This is a genomic window from Sunxiuqinia indica, from assembly GCF_009847015.1.
Classification (GTDB): domain Bacteria; phylum Bacteroidota; class Bacteroidia; order Bacteroidales; family Prolixibacteraceae; genus Sunxiuqinia; species Sunxiuqinia indica.
In genome coordinates, this window is record NZ_WVEM01000012.1 from 72,678 (window position 1) to 86,936 (window position 14,259).

The window sequence follows — 14,259 nt, forward strand, 5'->3', positions numbered from 1 at the left end:
TTATACTTGATTATTTTACCGGAATCTTATTTACGGCATCAATAAAAGCTTCGACCGATGCTGTGATAATATCGGTATGAGCTCCGAATCCGAAAAATTTCACGCCATCAAAGTCCAGTTCCATATGCACCTTACCAACGTCGTCGCTTCCACGAGTAATGGCCTGAATCAAGAACTCTTCCAAGGTAACCTGACGGCGAATAATTTGTTTAACCGCATTGATCGCTGCATCAACAGGGCCGTTACCCGAGGCTGTTGCATCAAATAGTTCTCCGGCTACGTTTATTCGAACGGAAGCCATTGGCAACAACGACTTTCCGGTTACCACCTGCAAGAACTCCAGTTTTACGCGACGTTCCTTTTGCTCGGCATCGCCTACCAATAAAGCAACATCATCATCACGGATGTCTTTTTTCTTATCAGCCAACTCCAGAAATTTCTCATAAACGTCTTCCAACTTCTCTTTGGTCAACTCATAGCCCATCACTTCCAAACGGTGTTTCAAAGCAGCACGTCCACTTCGGGCGGTCAGCACAATCGACGATTCATTGATACCGACATCTTTGGGATCGATGATTTCATAATTCTCACGATTCTTCAACACGCCATCCTGGTGAATACCCGACGAGTGAGCAAATGCATTACGCCCCACAATCGCCTTGTTTGGCTGCACCGGCATGTTCATCAGGTTCGAAACCAATCGGCTGGTTTTATAGATATTCTTGGTATTGATATTCGTATCGAGACCCAACACCTGATAACGGCTCTTTAAGGTCATCACCACTTCTTCCAGCGATGTATTTCCGGCACGCTCGCCAATTCCATTAATAGTTACTTCAGCCTGGCGAGCTCCATTTATAACTCCGGCTATTGTATTCGCTGTTGCCATTCCCAAATCATTATGGCAGTGGGTTGATAAAATTGCTTTTTCAACACCTCGAACATTATCAATCAGGTATTTGATTTTTTCACCAAATTCATAGGGCATCGTATAACCCGTTGTATCAGGAATATTAACAACCGTTGCCCCGGCTTTAATAACTGCTTCAACTACTTTAGCTAAATATTCGTTATCCGAACGACCGGCATCTTCGGCGTAAAACTCCACATCCTCAACATACTTTTTAGCGTATTTTACTGCAGCAACAGCACGTTCAAGAATTTTTTCAGGGGTTGAATTGAGTTTATGGTAGATATGGTAAGGTGATGTTCCAATTCCGGTATGAATTCGTCCTTTTTTGGCATACTTGAGGGATTCGGCGGCAACATCAATGTCTTTTTCTACTGCGCGGGTAAGGGCACAAATCGTTGGCCAGGTTACCGCTTTTGAAATTTCGACTACTGATTCAAAGTCGCCAGGACTTGAAATTGGAAATCCAGCCTCGATTACATCGACACCCAATTCTTCCAAAGCTTTGGCCACTTCAATCTTCTCAACCGTGTTTAACTGACACCCCGGAACTTGTTCTCCGTCTCTCAAGGTCGTGTCAAAAATGTACAATCTGTCGCTCATGATGAAATGATTTATTTATAATCTGTTACTATTGTTTACGCCACAAAAAAAGCCACTCTCTTTTGAGAATGGCTTTATGTCTATTTTTTATTATTAGTTACTCCATACCATTCTCATTACCGCATCCATAGTAGAATACCGAGTAGAATACCGAGAATAGAAATAGAGCTAACGTGTGTCATTTGTTCAATGATTTCCTGCAAATATGACAATTTAATTTTAAACTGAAAATTTAAACGCCATTTATTTTACGATTCTTAATAAAAAGATGGAGTTGTCCGTTTTATAATCAAAACTGATTATTCTTCTTTTTCCGTTTAATATCAAGCACTCTAAAAGACCAAAAGTCTTTTTTGCAATTACCCGCTCTTTCTTGTAACATTTCTTATTAGCTTGCATCAAAGGGGCAAAACTTAAAAAATAAAACAATGGAAGATTTGATGTTAACATTAGTTTGGCTTGGTTTTTTCGCCAGTATTTTCTTTGGATGGTATTACTTTCTACAGGCTCGAAATAAAGAACGAATGGCTCTGATTGAGCGGGACAAGGATGTTTCTGAAATTTATGCCAAACGTGAATTTCGGTTTCGATTTCCCTGGCTAAAGTTGGGGATGCTGATAACCGGAGTTGGTTTTGGATTGACATTAACGGTACTAATGATGATGAACCCGGTACTGGAACAATTTGTAAAGCGAACAGACGGCATGGTTGTAGCAGCATCAATAATTCTATTTGGAGGTATCTCTATGGTGATTGCCCACTACATCGACAAACCAAGCAAAAACTAGAAGTTACGAATGGACGACCTTTACATCAAAAAGGTATTGAACGGTGATACGGAAGGATTCAGGTATTTTATAACAAACTACAAGGATCTGGCTTTTACTGTGGCCATCTCAGTCGTAAAAGATGAGTTTTGGGCTGAAGAGGTCGTCCAGGAGTCGTTTATCAAGGTATTTAAAAATCTGAAGTCATTTAAAAGACGTTCGAGTTTTAAGACTTGGTTTTATCGCATTGTCATCAACGAGGCATTTCAACGAATAAGGAATGAAAAGAAAGAACATTTTTACACCGATAATTTCTTCGACCAGGAACCGACAGAAGAAAACTTCGCTGGACTGAGTGCCGAAGAACAGATTGTTCTGGTTCAGGAATCACTAAAACGACTCTCACCAAAAGAAAGTTTGGTCCTTCGCTTGTTTTATCTGGAAGAACAAGATACCAAGACAGTTTCAGAAGAAACAGGATGGTCGGAATCCAATATTCGGGTAATCCTCCACCGTGGGCGAAAAAACATGCTGGCCATTGTTCAACAACTCATGCAAAACGAATTTAAAACGACTTGATTATGGAGCAGTTTAAAGAAGAAGACAAGCTCGTAAAAGACCTGATGAAACATTCTGCTTTAAAAATGCCTTTTGAGGATTTTGAAGATCGGATGATGGACAAAATCTATGAGGAAAAGCGACAACAAACTTCGGTGCAAAAAAGCACTCGTATTGCCTGGGTCTTCTTTTTCCTGGGCTTGTTTTTCGGTTTGGTAATTACAAGCTTAACTTCTTCACTGGACTACCAATTCGCTGGCATTCCGTTGAAAAAACTAGCCTATCTTCTTCAAATCGGCGTAGCTCTCATACTTCTGTTCCAATTCGATTGGCTATTGAATTTGACCCTCCGAAAAAAAGACTAAAAAGCGACTCGAACGGGAGGTAATTCCTCTTGTTTTTCAAAACTGATTGTGGCTATCAAGTCCTCATCCGGTCCCCAGCTCATTGGTGGGCAAGTTAATTTGAGGCTTTTACCTCTAAACCGAGCCTTGCGTATTTTGTCCAGACCTTCATCATTGGGAAACAACGACCCCTCAACATGATGAATGATGTAATCTTTTTCCCGGTTGTATTCGTAGCTTCCGAAATAAGAAATTCCTTTTAAGTTATTCGGATCTTGTTCTTTTGGCATATACTGAACCGAAAAATGACCCGATGCGGTGTAATTCACATAACCAATTGCATCTTTCCCAAACGGATACTTCAATTCTCCATCTTCTTTCTGAAGCTCAAAAGATAAAAGCTTCCAGGTACCAACAATTACACTATTCATGCTTTTCTGATTTAAATAAAAATTGAATAGTGTTACGCTCAATGATCCGAATTGTTCACGAAGATAAATATGTTTAAAAGCTTATTGCACCAAGAAGTTTGATTGAAAATTAGCCCAAAGCGACATCTAAAGTCATCATCACAGCAAAACCAAGCATGGCACCAATTGTAGCAATATCGGTATTTTTCTCCAACTGCGATTCCGGAATTAACTCTTCAACAACCACATAGATCATTGCCCCGGCAGCAAAAGATAAGGCGTATGGCAGTATTGGGCGCATCAATAAAACAGCAGCGGCTCCAATCACGCCGGCAATTGGCTCAACAATACCGGATGCTTGTCCGTACATAAAACTTTTTGTTCTCGACATTCCCTCTCGTCGCAAAGGGACGGACACAGCTGCCCCCTCGGGGAAATTTTGAATGCCAATACCAATGGCCAATGCAATGGCCCCAGCCAACGAAGCGGCTGGAATACCGGCAGCAACAGCTCCAAAAGCCACACCTATTGCCAGTCCCTCGGGAATATTGTGCAAGGTAATTGCCATAACCAGCAACACACTCCTACGCCACGATGTTGGTATCCCTTCTGCTTCTTCTTTCGGAAACCCAAGGTGAAGGTGTGGGAGATACTGGTCGGCTAGCCACAAAAAGGCTCCTCCGGACAAAAAGCCAATTACTGCTGGAATCCATGGTGAATTTGTAGTTTCTTCCGCCAACTCAATAGCTGGGGCAAGCAAGGACCAAAAGCTGGCAGCGATCATCACTCCTGCTGCAAATCCAAGCATTCCATCCAACACTTTCCGATTGATTTTTTTGAAGAAAAAAACCATCGCAGCTCCAAGAGCTGTTACAAACCACGTAAATAGTGTTGCAAGCAAAGCTTGCATAATCGGACTCAATTCAACAAACCAAGAGTACATATATGTTCAATTATATTGTTTTTCAATTTTCATCCGAATAACAAACCCGATGGAAATATCTGGTCAACATTCGGAATTCCGGCGAGATGAAATTACAAAAAATAACGGAGTCTGCTATTCGTTCTTCAGTGGACTTGTCCAGATTCGACATCAATTAATACTGAATTCAAGTAAGTATTAGTGAAGTCAGTTTATAAATATACCACCTCTTTAAAATGATACTCATGTATTGGTCCCTCTTTCTCTTGTATCCTGAGTTGCCCAATCTCATTTACTCCTGTAATCTTCCCTGTGTAATGGTGATTTTCATCCTTGAAAGCATGCCATTCTTCAAATCGATATAGTCGGTCATGAAACGCCTGATCGAGGTATTCAAACTTTCCCGCAACCAACTGCGCATAACAATAATCGATCGACTCAAGAATATCCTTCAGAAGAGCATCTAAATCGTAGGTCTCCCCCGAAATAAGTTTTAACGACACGGGATTAGGGGCGTCAGAGTGGAAGCGCGCTTGATTAACATTTAGTCCAATACCAATAACACTCTGCCGAATTTGGCTATTCATAATTCCATTTTCAATTAAAATGCCACACACCTTTCGATCATTTACATAGACATCATTGGGCCACTTTATTTTTACGTCGTCAATAAACTTGCTCAAACAGTTTTCAATTCCAAGGCAAACAACCTTTGAAAGCATAAATGTTTGGTGAACTGCCAAAAACGCCGGCCGAATAAAAATTGAGAAGGTTAGGTTTTTCCCTGCTTCACTTTCCCACTTATTGGCAAAGTGTCCACGTCCGGCAGTTTGGTCGTGTGCCAAAAAGACAGTTCCCTCTTCCACTTCATTTTCATACACTTGACCGATGGCATAGTTATTGGTACTCTCGGTTCGGTCTACTTTAACGAGGGTTTTACCGATATGCTGACACATAGTATAAAAAATTAATTCGCATTTTTAAATAAGCTATTTTATAGATTTTCAAGCGTTCCCGATTTTTTAAATAAAAAGTAACCCCTGAATCTGAATAAAGAACAATCGGAATTTAAAATCGTTACTGTATTGATGCTTATTTCAGGTTGTTACCGAATGTATTTAAAATCGTCAAAATAAGTGAAAAAATTTATCTTTGTAGTTCTAAAATAAATCTATGCAGAAAACGCCAATAGGAAAAGATAGTCAACAGCTGTTAAACGCTATTCTGGAAGGGATCCATAAGATCAAGGGGAAAGATATTGTGAAAATAGACTTGACAAAAATAAATCATTCCGAATGTAATTACTTCATCATATGTCATGGGAACTCAACCACCCAAGTTGATGCTATTGCACATTCAGTAGAACGGACGGTTGAAGAGATGGTAGGAGAAAAAGCCTGGCACAAGGATGGTTACCAAAACTCCGTTTGGGTTTTGTTAGACTATGCTGATGTCATGGTACACGTATTTCAACATGAAACTCGAAAACATTATAATTTAGAAAACCTTTGGGCTGATGCAGCCACAGAAAAAATACAAACTGAAAATTAGACGAAATGGCAGATAACAATAAAAAGAATAAACAGCGTCCTGGTCTGGGGAATTTTAAACCCGGGGGAAAGCCACCAAAATTTAATCCTTATTGGATTTATGGAATCGTGATTGTCATTTTTCTGGCCATCCAGTATTTCAGCTTTGGCGGCGGACCGGTAAAGACGACCTGGAACGAAGTTAAAACCAACATGCTGACACAGCATGACATTGAACGAATTGTTGTGGTTAACCGAGAGGAAGCTCAAATATACTTGAAAGAGTCGAGCTATGATGACTATTCTGACAAATTAAACACCGGTTTTGGTGCACCGTCAAAATTTGGTCCTCATTTCGTATTCACCATCGGATCAGTTGAAACTTTTGAAAGTAACCTGCAAGAAGCGCAGGCTAACTTTAACGATTCGGATAAAGTTCCCGTCGAGTATCAAACTGTTCACAATTATTTTAGCGAAATATTAAGCTGGATACTTCCTTTCCTGCTCATCATTGCTATTTGGTGGTGGATTTTCCGCCGCATGAGTAAAGGTACTGGAGGTGCTGGAGGTGCTGGAAATATATTCAGTGTAGGAAAATCACAAGCTAAGGTTTTTGATAAAGACTCACGCGTTAGCACTACGTTTAAAGAGGTTGCCGGATTAGCTGAAGCCAAACAGGAAGTTGAAGAAGTGGTTTCTTTCTTAAAAAGCCCTGCAAAATACACGAAACTGGGTGGTAAAATCCCTAAAGGTGCACTTTTGGTTGGACCTCCTGGAACTGGTAAAACATTGCTGGCAAAAGCAGTTGCCGGCGAAGCCAACGTACCGTTTTTCTCTATGTCGGGTTCCGACTTTGTGGAAATGTTTGTCGGAGTTGGGGCATCGCGTGTTAGGGATTTATTTAAACAAGCCAAAGAAAAAGCACCATGTATTGTCTTTATTGACGAGATTGATGCCATTGGTCGTGCCAGAGGTAGAAACCCCAACATGGGCTCAAACGACGAACGCGAAAACACTTTGAACCAACTACTTACTGAAATGGATGGTTTCGACACCAATTCCGGAGTAATTATACTGGCTGCGACAAACCGGGCAGACATGCTTGACCGCGCCTTAATGCGTGCCGGGCGTTTCGACCGCCAAATACACGTAGAATTGCCCGACCTGAATGAGCGCGGTGAAATTTTCAAAGTTCACTTGCGCCCCATCAAATTATCAGATGAGGTGGAGGCCCAATTCCTGGCCAAGCAAACACCGGGATTTTCGGGTGCCGACATTGCCAACGTGTGCAATGAAGCAGCTCTGATTGCAGCCCGAAAAGAACGTGACAATGTTGGTCGTCAAGACTTTCTGGATGCCGTTGACCGTATTATCGGCGGCTTAGAAAAGAAAAATAAAATTATTTCGAAGGAGGAAAAAGAACGAATAGCCTACCACGAAGCAGGTCACGCAACAATTAGCTGGTTGCTCGAGCATGCACATCCATTGGTGAAAGTAACCATTGTTCCTCGCGGAAAAGCACTGGGAGCTGCCTGGTATTTACCCGAAGAGCGATCGATTACGACAAAAGAACAACTACTTGACGAGATGTGCTCAGCCTTGGGAGGAAGAGCCGCCGAAGAAATTATTTTTGGAACAATTTCATCAGGAGCTCAAAACGACCTGGAGAAAATTACCAAACAAGCTTATGCGATGATTAGCATCTTTGGAATGAGCGAAAAAGTTGGAAATGTTAGTTTTTATGATTCAACCGGCCAAAACGACTATGGTTTTACGAAACCATACAGCGAAAAAACAGCCGAACTGATTGATTCCGAAGCAAAAAAACTGATCGACGCGCAATACAAACGGGCATTACAAGTATTGAAAGATAATGCTGAAGGCCACAAAAAACTAGGAGATCGCCTGCTGGAAAAAGAAGTTATTTTTGGTGAAGATCTGGAAGAAATATTTGGGAAAAGACCTTGGGTTAGAGAAGAATTAACGGCAGAAAAACAAGAAGTCATTAAATCAATACCCTCGAAAGAGGAGCCCAACGAAGCTACTTCAGTGTAATTTCAATTACAAATGAACTCATCGAGAGCTAAAATACTAAGTCGGTTACAAGAAACTCAACATAAAAGGGGTGGGCAGCATTTAGCCCGCCCCGATTTCAAATCTCCAATTTACCCTTCATTGGAGGAAAACCTAGTCGACTGTTTCCAAGCGAATCTTGAACTGATTGGTGGGAAGGTTCTCCGCATTGAAAATCTGAATGGCGTAATTCCTGAATTAAAGAAACTGATTAAATCAGAAAAGCTTGAGCACCTGGTGTGTTTGGAGCCTGAAATACAGGATGTCTTAAAAGGAGATATTGCGTATAAAAAACTGCTGGATAATTTTGAGCATATTGGCGTGGGTATAACAACCTGTGAATACTTAGTTGCACACCTTGGATCTATTTTAGTCAGCTCAGCTTCGAGATCCGGTCGTCGACTAACTGTTTTTCCTGAATGCCACATTGTACTAGCAAGTAAAGATCAGCTGGTTAGTTTCCTTGATGATGCATTAACTAAAATAGAAGAGAAATATCCAGACCGACTTCCAAGTATGATTACCAACATATCCGGCCCTAGCCGTACTGCAGATATTGAAAAAACATTGGTTATGGGAATGCATGGTCCCAAAAAATTATTCGTACTTTTAGCTGACGAACTATTTTAAGAACCAAGCTATGGAAAAAGATTTAGTAATTGTTTATTCTTCCGATCAGGAATATCAGGTAAAGATTGCGCAGGAATTATTGGATGAACATGGTGTTGAATCCTTCACTCTTAATCAGCATGATTCTGTCATCCCAAGTATCGGTCTTGTCGAACTTTATGTGAATCAAAAAGATCTGGAAAACGCGGAGAAAATCCTCAAAAAGCTCAAACGTTGAAAAACCTTTTTATCAGAACGCTTACTGGAATTGCTTTCACCGCGGTTGTTATTGGGAGTTTGTTACTGAGTGAGTATGCCTTTGGCTTGCTTTTTTTAGCTGTTATAATCATTGGACTTCGTGAGTTTTTTAGCTTTTTTAAGAAATCCCCTATTTCTCCAAACCAGATTTTGGTCGTCACCATTGGTATTCTATTTTTTGTTTCCTTTTTTCTGGTTGGGAAAGGTATTTTACCGCAAATAGCCTACTACTGCCTCATTCCAATTTTTCTTTTAGTTTTTATTGCTGAGCTATATCGAGGAAAAGATTTTCCGTTTGAAAACATGGCCGCCGGCGTCCTTGGACTCATATACATTGCCCTTCCAATAAGCATGATCTGTCTATTGGTCTTCCCCTCGAACAACATCTACAATCCGTCGCTATTACTGGCACTATTTGCAATTATTTGGACCTATGACTCGGGTGCTTACCTGTTTGGTGTAAGCATAGGAAAACATCGATTATTCGAACGAATTTCACCAAAAAAATCATGGGAAGGAGCGATCGGAGGAGCACTGTCAGCCGTTGGCATTGCGGTTCTTATTTCAAGCAAATTCATTCCTGAAATTGCAATTCACCACTGGATCGCAATCGCTTTGCTCACCGTTGTGTTTTCAACTTTTGGCGATCTAACAGAGTCACTTTTCAAGCGCCAATTCAGTTTGAAGGACAGCGGCAACTTTTTACCCGGTCATGGAGGCATTTTGGATCGGTTCGATAGTATCTTTTTTGCCGTCCCCATCATAGTCCTTTATCTCAAAATCTTCACCTGAAATCTGTCAGGATTACATCACGATGAAATACAAATTCTAATAATTTGTTTGTTAAAAACGACTCCATAAACAAGGCATCAATTTATTTCCTTATTTTTGTCCTGACAAAAACGAATGCTATTCTAATGGATCAACATTCGGACAACTATTGACATTATATACATTGACATTATGAAATTTCACCCGGCAGGAAAATCAATTATCCGAAATACAATAATAATCGTTCTTATAATAAACCTTCTGACCTGGCTATTGGCATCATGCGCTATTGTGGGATCAATTATTTCCTTTGGCACATTAATTATGCTAGTCCTTGTCCTTCAGTTTTTCAGATATCCTGATCGCAAAATTACACTCAACAGCAAAGAAATATTAGCTCCGGCTGACGGCAAAATTTGTACTATTGAAGAAACCGAAGAAAAAGAGTACCTCCATCAAAAATGCAAGAAGGTCTCTATTTTCATGTCTCCATTAAATGTGCATATCAATTGGATTCCGGCTCCCGGAACCGTCACCTTTATAAAGCATAAAAAAGGAGAGTTTTACGCTGCATTCAAAGACAAATCGGCCGAGGAGAACGAACGAACCTGCGTTGCCATCAAACTAAAAGACGGACGTGAGATCATGGCCAATCAGGTTGCCGGAGCAATGGCACGGCGTATTCTAAACTTCCTGCATGTTGGGCAACTCGTAACCCAGGATATGGAAATGGGCTTTATTCGATTTGGTAGTCGCGTTGATTTATATTTACCGCTCGATACTGAAATTAAAGTAAAACTTGGCGATAACGTAACGGGGTCACAAACTATAATTGGAGAATTAAGCTAATGAAACGAGTCAGCGAATTATTTTTTTGGGTTCCTAACTTCATTACCTCAATGAACCTTGCCGCGGGGAGCTTGGCTGTTTTCTTTGGAATTGAAGGACAGTTAGGCTGGGCTGCCGTGTTTATTTTTGCTGCCGCGGTATTTGATTTTTTAGATGGGATGGCTGCACGTTTATTAGGCGCGTATTCTGAAATTGGCAAACAATTGGACTCACTGGCTGACTTGATATCATTTGGACTGGCTCCGGCTGCCATGCTATTTACCATGCTCGAACTAGCCTTGTTTCAAAAAAATCAACCCATTTTTGAAATCGACGCAACTCCATTGCAGTGGATATTTTTATTTTCAGTATTACTGGTCCCTATTTCCGGAGCATTTCGGCTGGCAAAATTCAATCTGGATACCCGGCAAAGCGAGAGTTTCCTGGGGCTCCCCATACCGGCCAATGCTATTTTTTACGCGTCACTCGGATTAATTTTAGAACTTGGCACGAGCCCGGTCATTGGAAAAATCATTCTCAGTCGATTTAATCTGCTCACTGCAATTGCAATTCTCTCCTCTCTAATGATTTCAGAACTTCCTATGTTTTCAATGAAATTCAAGAATTTGAAATGGATAGGAAACGAGGTTCGTTTTTTGTTTATTGCATTTACTGTAGTAATTACAATCCTGCTCCAATATTATGCTATCCCATTAATTATAATCGGTTACATTTTGACCTCATTTCTCTTAAGGGTGATCAAAAAATAAGGCCATACCGACTTGGCATGGCCTTGATTTATCTCCAGTAAAGGAAGTTTACTCTTCTACTTTTTCCAGTACATCGCTATATCTTCTCACAAAATACTTGACCAAATGATACGACAAAACAATTAGTGCCGGCCAGGTCAGGAAATATAAAATTAGTTTCAAATACATAATTTCAAGCTTTAAATTGTAATACAACAAACTCAGTTAATAGGCGTGTGAATCTTCCTCCTGCATTTCGGCCTCATCGATTTTCTTGGAGTTCATCGCTTTCCACACCCACCAAATATAGGCCAATACAAACGGCACACCTAAAGAAACATAGCTCATCGCTGTCAATGTAAAGTGACTCGACGAAGCGGTTTCAATTGTCAGCGAATCCTGTAAAGCAAAGTTCGACGGATAAAAGGCTGTTCCATTCAATCCGGCAATTAAAAACAAGGCCAACACCGCCAACACCGTGCCGGCTCCGGCAAACCAAATTCCTTTGGAACTATTCTTCAAAATAGTAACACCAATTCCCCAAAGCACACCAACTACACCCAATAAGAAAACAACAGCCACTAAAGGCATCTGAATTAAATTATGCAGGTATTTGAATTTCTCCATAAACACTTCTGTTTCATTGTACGCATATCCATCCTTCAGCAGGAGCCAAATGACGAAGTACAAAAAGAAAACCAGAAACGGAATGGTATTATACAGAACTTGCTTTTTAGAACGTGTAAAGATCGCTTCACTTTCCACCGAATTCATAAAATACAAAGCACCGAGGATCCGTGCCAGAAAGAATACAGACAACCCAAGAGCTACATTGTGAAAAGTCAGCACGGCTTCAAGTCCTCTGAAAGGTGTTTCCCAACTCACGTTGTTCATATCATTCAGACTAAACATGGCTCCATTAAAAAATGTACCTACCGCGGTTCCGATCAGGATTGTTCCCAATGCTCCGTTCAGGAATAAGAAACTCTCAAAGGTTTTAGTTCCTAAAAAGTTGGCTGGTTTAGTTCGGTATTCGTACGAAACCGCCTGTATAACGAATGAAAACAAGATGGCGATCCAAACCCAATAAGCCCCACCAAACGAGGTAGCGTAAAACAAAGGGAAAGATGCAAAAAATGCTCCTCCAAAGGTTACCAGAATTGTAAAGGTAAACTCCCATTTTCGCCCAAGTGTATTAACCAACATGGTTCGTTCCGGCTCAGTTTTCCCAATCGTATAGATTAAAGTCTGGCCTCCCTGTACAAAAGTCAGGAATACAAATAATGCACCCAACAGCGAGATAATTACCCACCAATATTGTTGCAAAGCTAAATGTGATAACGTTTCGAACATTAGTGCTGCCCTCCATCCATTTTAGGTCCAATTTTAATTTGTCGAAGCATAATTTTAAGTTCTGCAATTAAGAGCATGGTAAAAATAGCTGCAAACAACCAGAAGGTTACCTGAACAGCACTTGTACTAATTTTTGTAACCGCGGCAACCGTAGGCATTAAATCTTGAATTACCCAAGGTTGGCGCCCAACCTCGGCAACAATCCAACCTGCCTGCGAAGCAATGTAAGCCAATGGTATTGTCCATACCGCCAACCGAAGGAAGCCTTTCTTTTTTTCCAGCTTACCACGAATTGTATATAAAAAGGCGAGGACGAAAAATACGATAAAATAAAAGCCAAGCCCCACCATAATGTGAAAGCTGTAAAACGAAAGTGGCACACTTGGGATTAGCAGGTTTTTGTCGGTAATGTATCCGTAGCCAAAATAGTTGAAATAGTTTTCCTGAAAATCAGGATCCATAAATTCAGTTTTCAATTGATCTGCCAACTGCCCATCACCACTATTTTTGGCGTCTTTATACTCCTTCAGTTTGGCGATTGCTGCTTTTCCGCGCGCAATTTTCTCATCGGCTGATAGGTAGCCATACTTTTCATTCCCATTAATCAAATCATTAATTCCGGGCACAAAAGCATTCCAGTCCATATAGGCCATGTACGAAAGTACATTGGGAATTTCGAGTTTCATATTGAAGTCCAGTAAATTCTGGTTGGTGGAATCAGAATCCGACGTTGAAAAAACACCGAGCGCAATCAATCCGGCTCCTTCACTTCCATTGTACAAACCTTCGAAAGCAGCAAATTTCATCGGCTGCTGCTGCGCAATATCGCGTGCCGAGCTGTCTCCGGTAAATGCCACATAAACGGAAGATACAAGCCCAAAAATAGCTGCAACAAGAATACTTTTCCGAGCAAAAACCAGGTTGCGTTTCTTCAGTATAAACCAGGATGAAATACCAATAACGAAAATTGACGCTAACACGAAGCCGGAAGAAGTCGTGTGCAAAAACTTGTAAATAGCAGTTGGCGAGAACAACACCTCCCAAAAACTAACCATTTCATTGCGGGCTGTTTCGGGATTAAACTGCATGCCAACCGGATTTTGCATCCAGGCGTTGGCAACCAAAATCCACAGTGCCGAAAGATTTGCTCCGATAGCCGTCAACCAGGTTGATAACAGGTGAACTTTCTTACTCACCTTATTCCAGCCAAAAAACATGACTGCAATAAAGGTCGACTCCATGAAAAAGGCAAAAATACCTTCAATAGCCAGTGGAGCTCCGAAAATGTCGCCCACAAACCAGGAGTAATTGGACCAGTTGGTTCCAAACTCAAACTCCAGAATAATTCCGGTGGCTACTCCAATAGCGAAGTTAATACCAAACAGAACCATCCAGAACTTTGTGATTCTTTTCCATTCCACATTGCCTGTTTTCACGTACATGGTTTCCATAATTGCGATAATCACGGTTAATCCCAGCGTGAGTGGAACAAAAAGCCAATGGTACATGGCAGTGAGCGCAAACTGCGCCCGTGACCAATTGACCAGAGATAAGTCGATAGCTTCTAACATTGAT

The 14,259-nt window shown here is 40.9% G+C and carries 16 protein-coding genes; 10 read left to right on the plus strand and 6 right to left on the minus strand.

Features of this window, described 5'->3' with window-relative positions; genetic code table 11:
- Positions 1–10 precede the first annotated feature (10 nt).
- Positions 11–1,513 carry a 2-isopropylmalate synthase gene (locus GR929_RS16640; protein WP_159521852.1) on the minus strand — a complete coding sequence of 501 codons (1,503 nt, stop codon included), beginning with the start codon at positions 1,511–1,513 and terminating at the stop codon, positions 11–13.
- A gap of 428 nt (positions 1,514–1,941) precedes the next feature.
- Between GR929_RS16640 and GR929_RS16645 the strand changes: the two genes are divergently transcribed.
- From GR929_RS16645 to GR929_RS16655, 3 genes are read left to right on the plus strand one after another with little or no spacing between them, the layout of a single operon-like run.
- On the plus strand, positions 1,942–2,301 hold the full coding sequence (locus GR929_RS16645; protein WP_159521854.1) for a DUF6249 domain-containing protein: 360 nt from the start codon (positions 1,942–1,944) through the stop codon (positions 2,299–2,301).
- Between the two features lie 9 nt (positions 2,302–2,310).
- Positions 2,311–2,859, plus strand: coding sequence for an RNA polymerase sigma factor (locus GR929_RS16650; protein WP_159521856.1), 549 nt, complete (start codon positions 2,311–2,313; stop codon positions 2,857–2,859).
- Between the two features lie 2 nt (positions 2,860–2,861).
- Entirely contained in the window at positions 2,862–3,203 is a 342-nt protein-coding gene (locus GR929_RS16655; RefSeq protein WP_159521858.1) for a hypothetical protein, read from the plus strand.
- Here GR929_RS16655 and GR929_RS16660 read toward each other — a convergent pair.
- From GR929_RS16660 to GR929_RS16670, 3 genes are all read right to left on the minus strand, one after another.
- A complete protein-coding gene (locus GR929_RS16660) occupies positions 3,200–3,613 on the minus strand; it encodes a lipocalin-like domain-containing protein (protein WP_159521860.1) in 414 nt (137 codons plus the stop codon). The two genes, GR929_RS16655 and GR929_RS16660, sit on opposite strands and share 4 nt — an antisense overlap.
- A gap of 109 nt (positions 3,614–3,722) precedes the next feature.
- Positions 3,723–4,535 carry a ZIP family metal transporter gene (locus GR929_RS16665; protein ID WP_159521862.1) on the minus strand — a complete coding sequence of 271 codons (813 nt, stop codon included), beginning with the start codon at positions 4,533–4,535 and terminating at the stop codon, positions 3,723–3,725.
- A gap of 191 nt (positions 4,536–4,726) precedes the next feature.
- A complete protein-coding gene (locus GR929_RS16670) occupies positions 4,727–5,470 on the minus strand; it encodes a biotin--[acetyl-CoA-carboxylase] ligase (protein ID WP_159521864.1) in 744 nt (247 codons plus the stop codon).
- A gap of 217 nt (positions 5,471–5,687) precedes the next feature.
- On the opposite strand from GR929_RS16670, the gene rsfS reads away from it, so the two are divergent.
- From rsfS to GR929_RS16705, 7 genes are all read left to right on the plus strand, one after another.
- Positions 5,688–6,065, plus strand: coding sequence for a ribosome silencing factor (gene rsfS, locus GR929_RS16675; protein ID WP_159521866.1), 378 nt, complete (start codon positions 5,688–5,690; stop codon positions 6,063–6,065).
- A gap of 5 nt (positions 6,066–6,070) precedes the next feature.
- Positions 6,071–8,098, plus strand: coding sequence for an ATP-dependent zinc metalloprotease FtsH (gene ftsH, locus GR929_RS16680; RefSeq protein ID WP_159521867.1), 2,028 nt, complete (start codon positions 6,071–6,073; stop codon positions 8,096–8,098).
- Between the two features lie 12 nt (positions 8,099–8,110).
- A complete protein-coding gene (locus tag GR929_RS16685; protein ID WP_159521869.1) occupies positions 8,111–8,746 on the plus strand; it encodes a LutC/YkgG family protein in 636 nt (211 codons plus the stop codon).
- Between the two features lie 10 nt (positions 8,747–8,756).
- The gene (locus tag GR929_RS16690) at positions 8,757–8,963 is read left to right on the plus strand and encodes a putative signal transducing protein (protein WP_159521871.1); all 207 of its coding nucleotides are present in this window, start codon (positions 8,757–8,759) and stop codon (positions 8,961–8,963) included.
- Positions 8,960–9,775, plus strand: coding sequence for a phosphatidate cytidylyltransferase (locus tag GR929_RS16695; protein ID WP_159521873.1), 816 nt, complete (start codon positions 8,960–8,962; stop codon positions 9,773–9,775). The genes GR929_RS16690 and GR929_RS16695 overlap by 4 nt, the downstream gene beginning before the upstream one ends.
- 171 nt (positions 9,776–9,946) lie before the next feature.
- On the plus strand, positions 9,947–10,603 hold the full coding sequence (locus tag GR929_RS16700) for a phosphatidylserine decarboxylase family protein (RefSeq protein WP_159521875.1): 657 nt from the start codon (positions 9,947–9,949) through the stop codon (positions 10,601–10,603).
- Positions 10,603–11,352, plus strand: coding sequence for a CDP-alcohol phosphatidyltransferase family protein (locus GR929_RS16705; RefSeq protein ID WP_159521877.1), 750 nt, complete (start codon positions 10,603–10,605; stop codon positions 11,350–11,352). The genes GR929_RS16700 and GR929_RS16705 overlap by 1 nt, the downstream gene beginning before the upstream one ends.
- A 204-nt stretch (positions 11,353–11,556) precedes the next feature.
- Here the strand turns inward: GR929_RS16705 and GR929_RS16710 are convergent, their stop codons facing one another.
- Both GR929_RS16710 and GR929_RS16715 read right to left on the minus strand, forming a co-directional pair.
- On the minus strand, positions 11,557–12,684 hold the full coding sequence (locus GR929_RS16710; protein ID WP_159521878.1) for a cytochrome d ubiquinol oxidase subunit II: 1,128 nt from the start codon (positions 12,682–12,684) through the stop codon (positions 11,557–11,559).
- A complete protein-coding gene (locus GR929_RS16715; protein WP_159521880.1) occupies positions 12,684–14,255 on the minus strand; it encodes a cytochrome ubiquinol oxidase subunit I in 1,572 nt (523 codons plus the stop codon). Before GR929_RS16715 ends, GR929_RS16710 begins: the two co-directional genes overlap by 1 nt.
- Between the last annotated feature and the right edge of the window lie 4 nt (positions 14,256–14,259).

Bases quoted from the DNA above. Each gene is read 5' to 3' on its own strand.
- GR929_RS16640 (WP_159521852.1), bottom strand. From the start codon at position 1,513: ATGAGCGACAGATTGTACATTTTTGACACGACCTTGAGAGACGGAGAA.
- GR929_RS16645 (WP_159521854.1), top strand. From the start codon at position 1,942: ATGGAAGATTTGATGTTAACATTAGTTTGGCTTGGTTTTTTCGCCAGT.
- GR929_RS16650 (WP_159521856.1), top strand. From the start codon at position 2,311: ATGGACGACCTTTACATCAAAAAGGTATTGAACGGTGATACGGAAGGA.
- GR929_RS16655 (WP_159521858.1), top strand. From the start codon at position 2,862: ATGGAGCAGTTTAAAGAAGAAGACAAGCTCGTAAAAGACCTGATGAAA.
- GR929_RS16660 (WP_159521860.1), bottom strand. From the start codon at position 3,613: ATGAATAGTGTAATTGTTGGTACCTGGAAGCTTTTATCTTTTGAGCTT.
- GR929_RS16665 (WP_159521862.1), bottom strand. From the start codon at position 4,535: ATGTACTCTTGGTTTGTTGAATTGAGTCCGATTATGCAAGCTTTGCTT.
- GR929_RS16670 (WP_159521864.1), bottom strand. From the start codon at position 5,470: ATGTGTCAGCATATCGGTAAAACCCTCGTTAAAGTAGACCGAACCGAG.
- rsfS (WP_159521866.1), top strand. From the start codon at position 5,688: ATGCAGAAAACGCCAATAGGAAAAGATAGTCAACAGCTGTTAAACGCT.
- ftsH (WP_159521867.1), top strand. From the start codon at position 6,071: ATGGCAGATAACAATAAAAAGAATAAACAGCGTCCTGGTCTGGGGAAT.
- GR929_RS16685 (WP_159521869.1), top strand. From the start codon at position 8,111: ATGAACTCATCGAGAGCTAAAATACTAAGTCGGTTACAAGAAACTCAA.
- GR929_RS16690 (WP_159521871.1), top strand. From the start codon at position 8,757: ATGGAAAAAGATTTAGTAATTGTTTATTCTTCCGATCAGGAATATCAG.
- GR929_RS16700 (WP_159521875.1), top strand. From the start codon at position 9,947: ATGAAATTTCACCCGGCAGGAAAATCAATTATCCGAAATACAATAATA.
- GR929_RS16705 (WP_159521877.1), top strand. From the start codon at position 10,603: ATGAAACGAGTCAGCGAATTATTTTTTTGGGTTCCTAACTTCATTACC.
- GR929_RS16710 (WP_159521878.1), bottom strand. From the start codon at position 12,684: ATGTTCGAAACGTTATCACATTTAGCTTTGCAACAATATTGGTGGGTA.
- GR929_RS16715 (WP_159521880.1), bottom strand. From the start codon at position 14,255: ATGTTAGAAGCTATCGACTTATCTCTGGTCAATTGGTCACGGGCGCAG.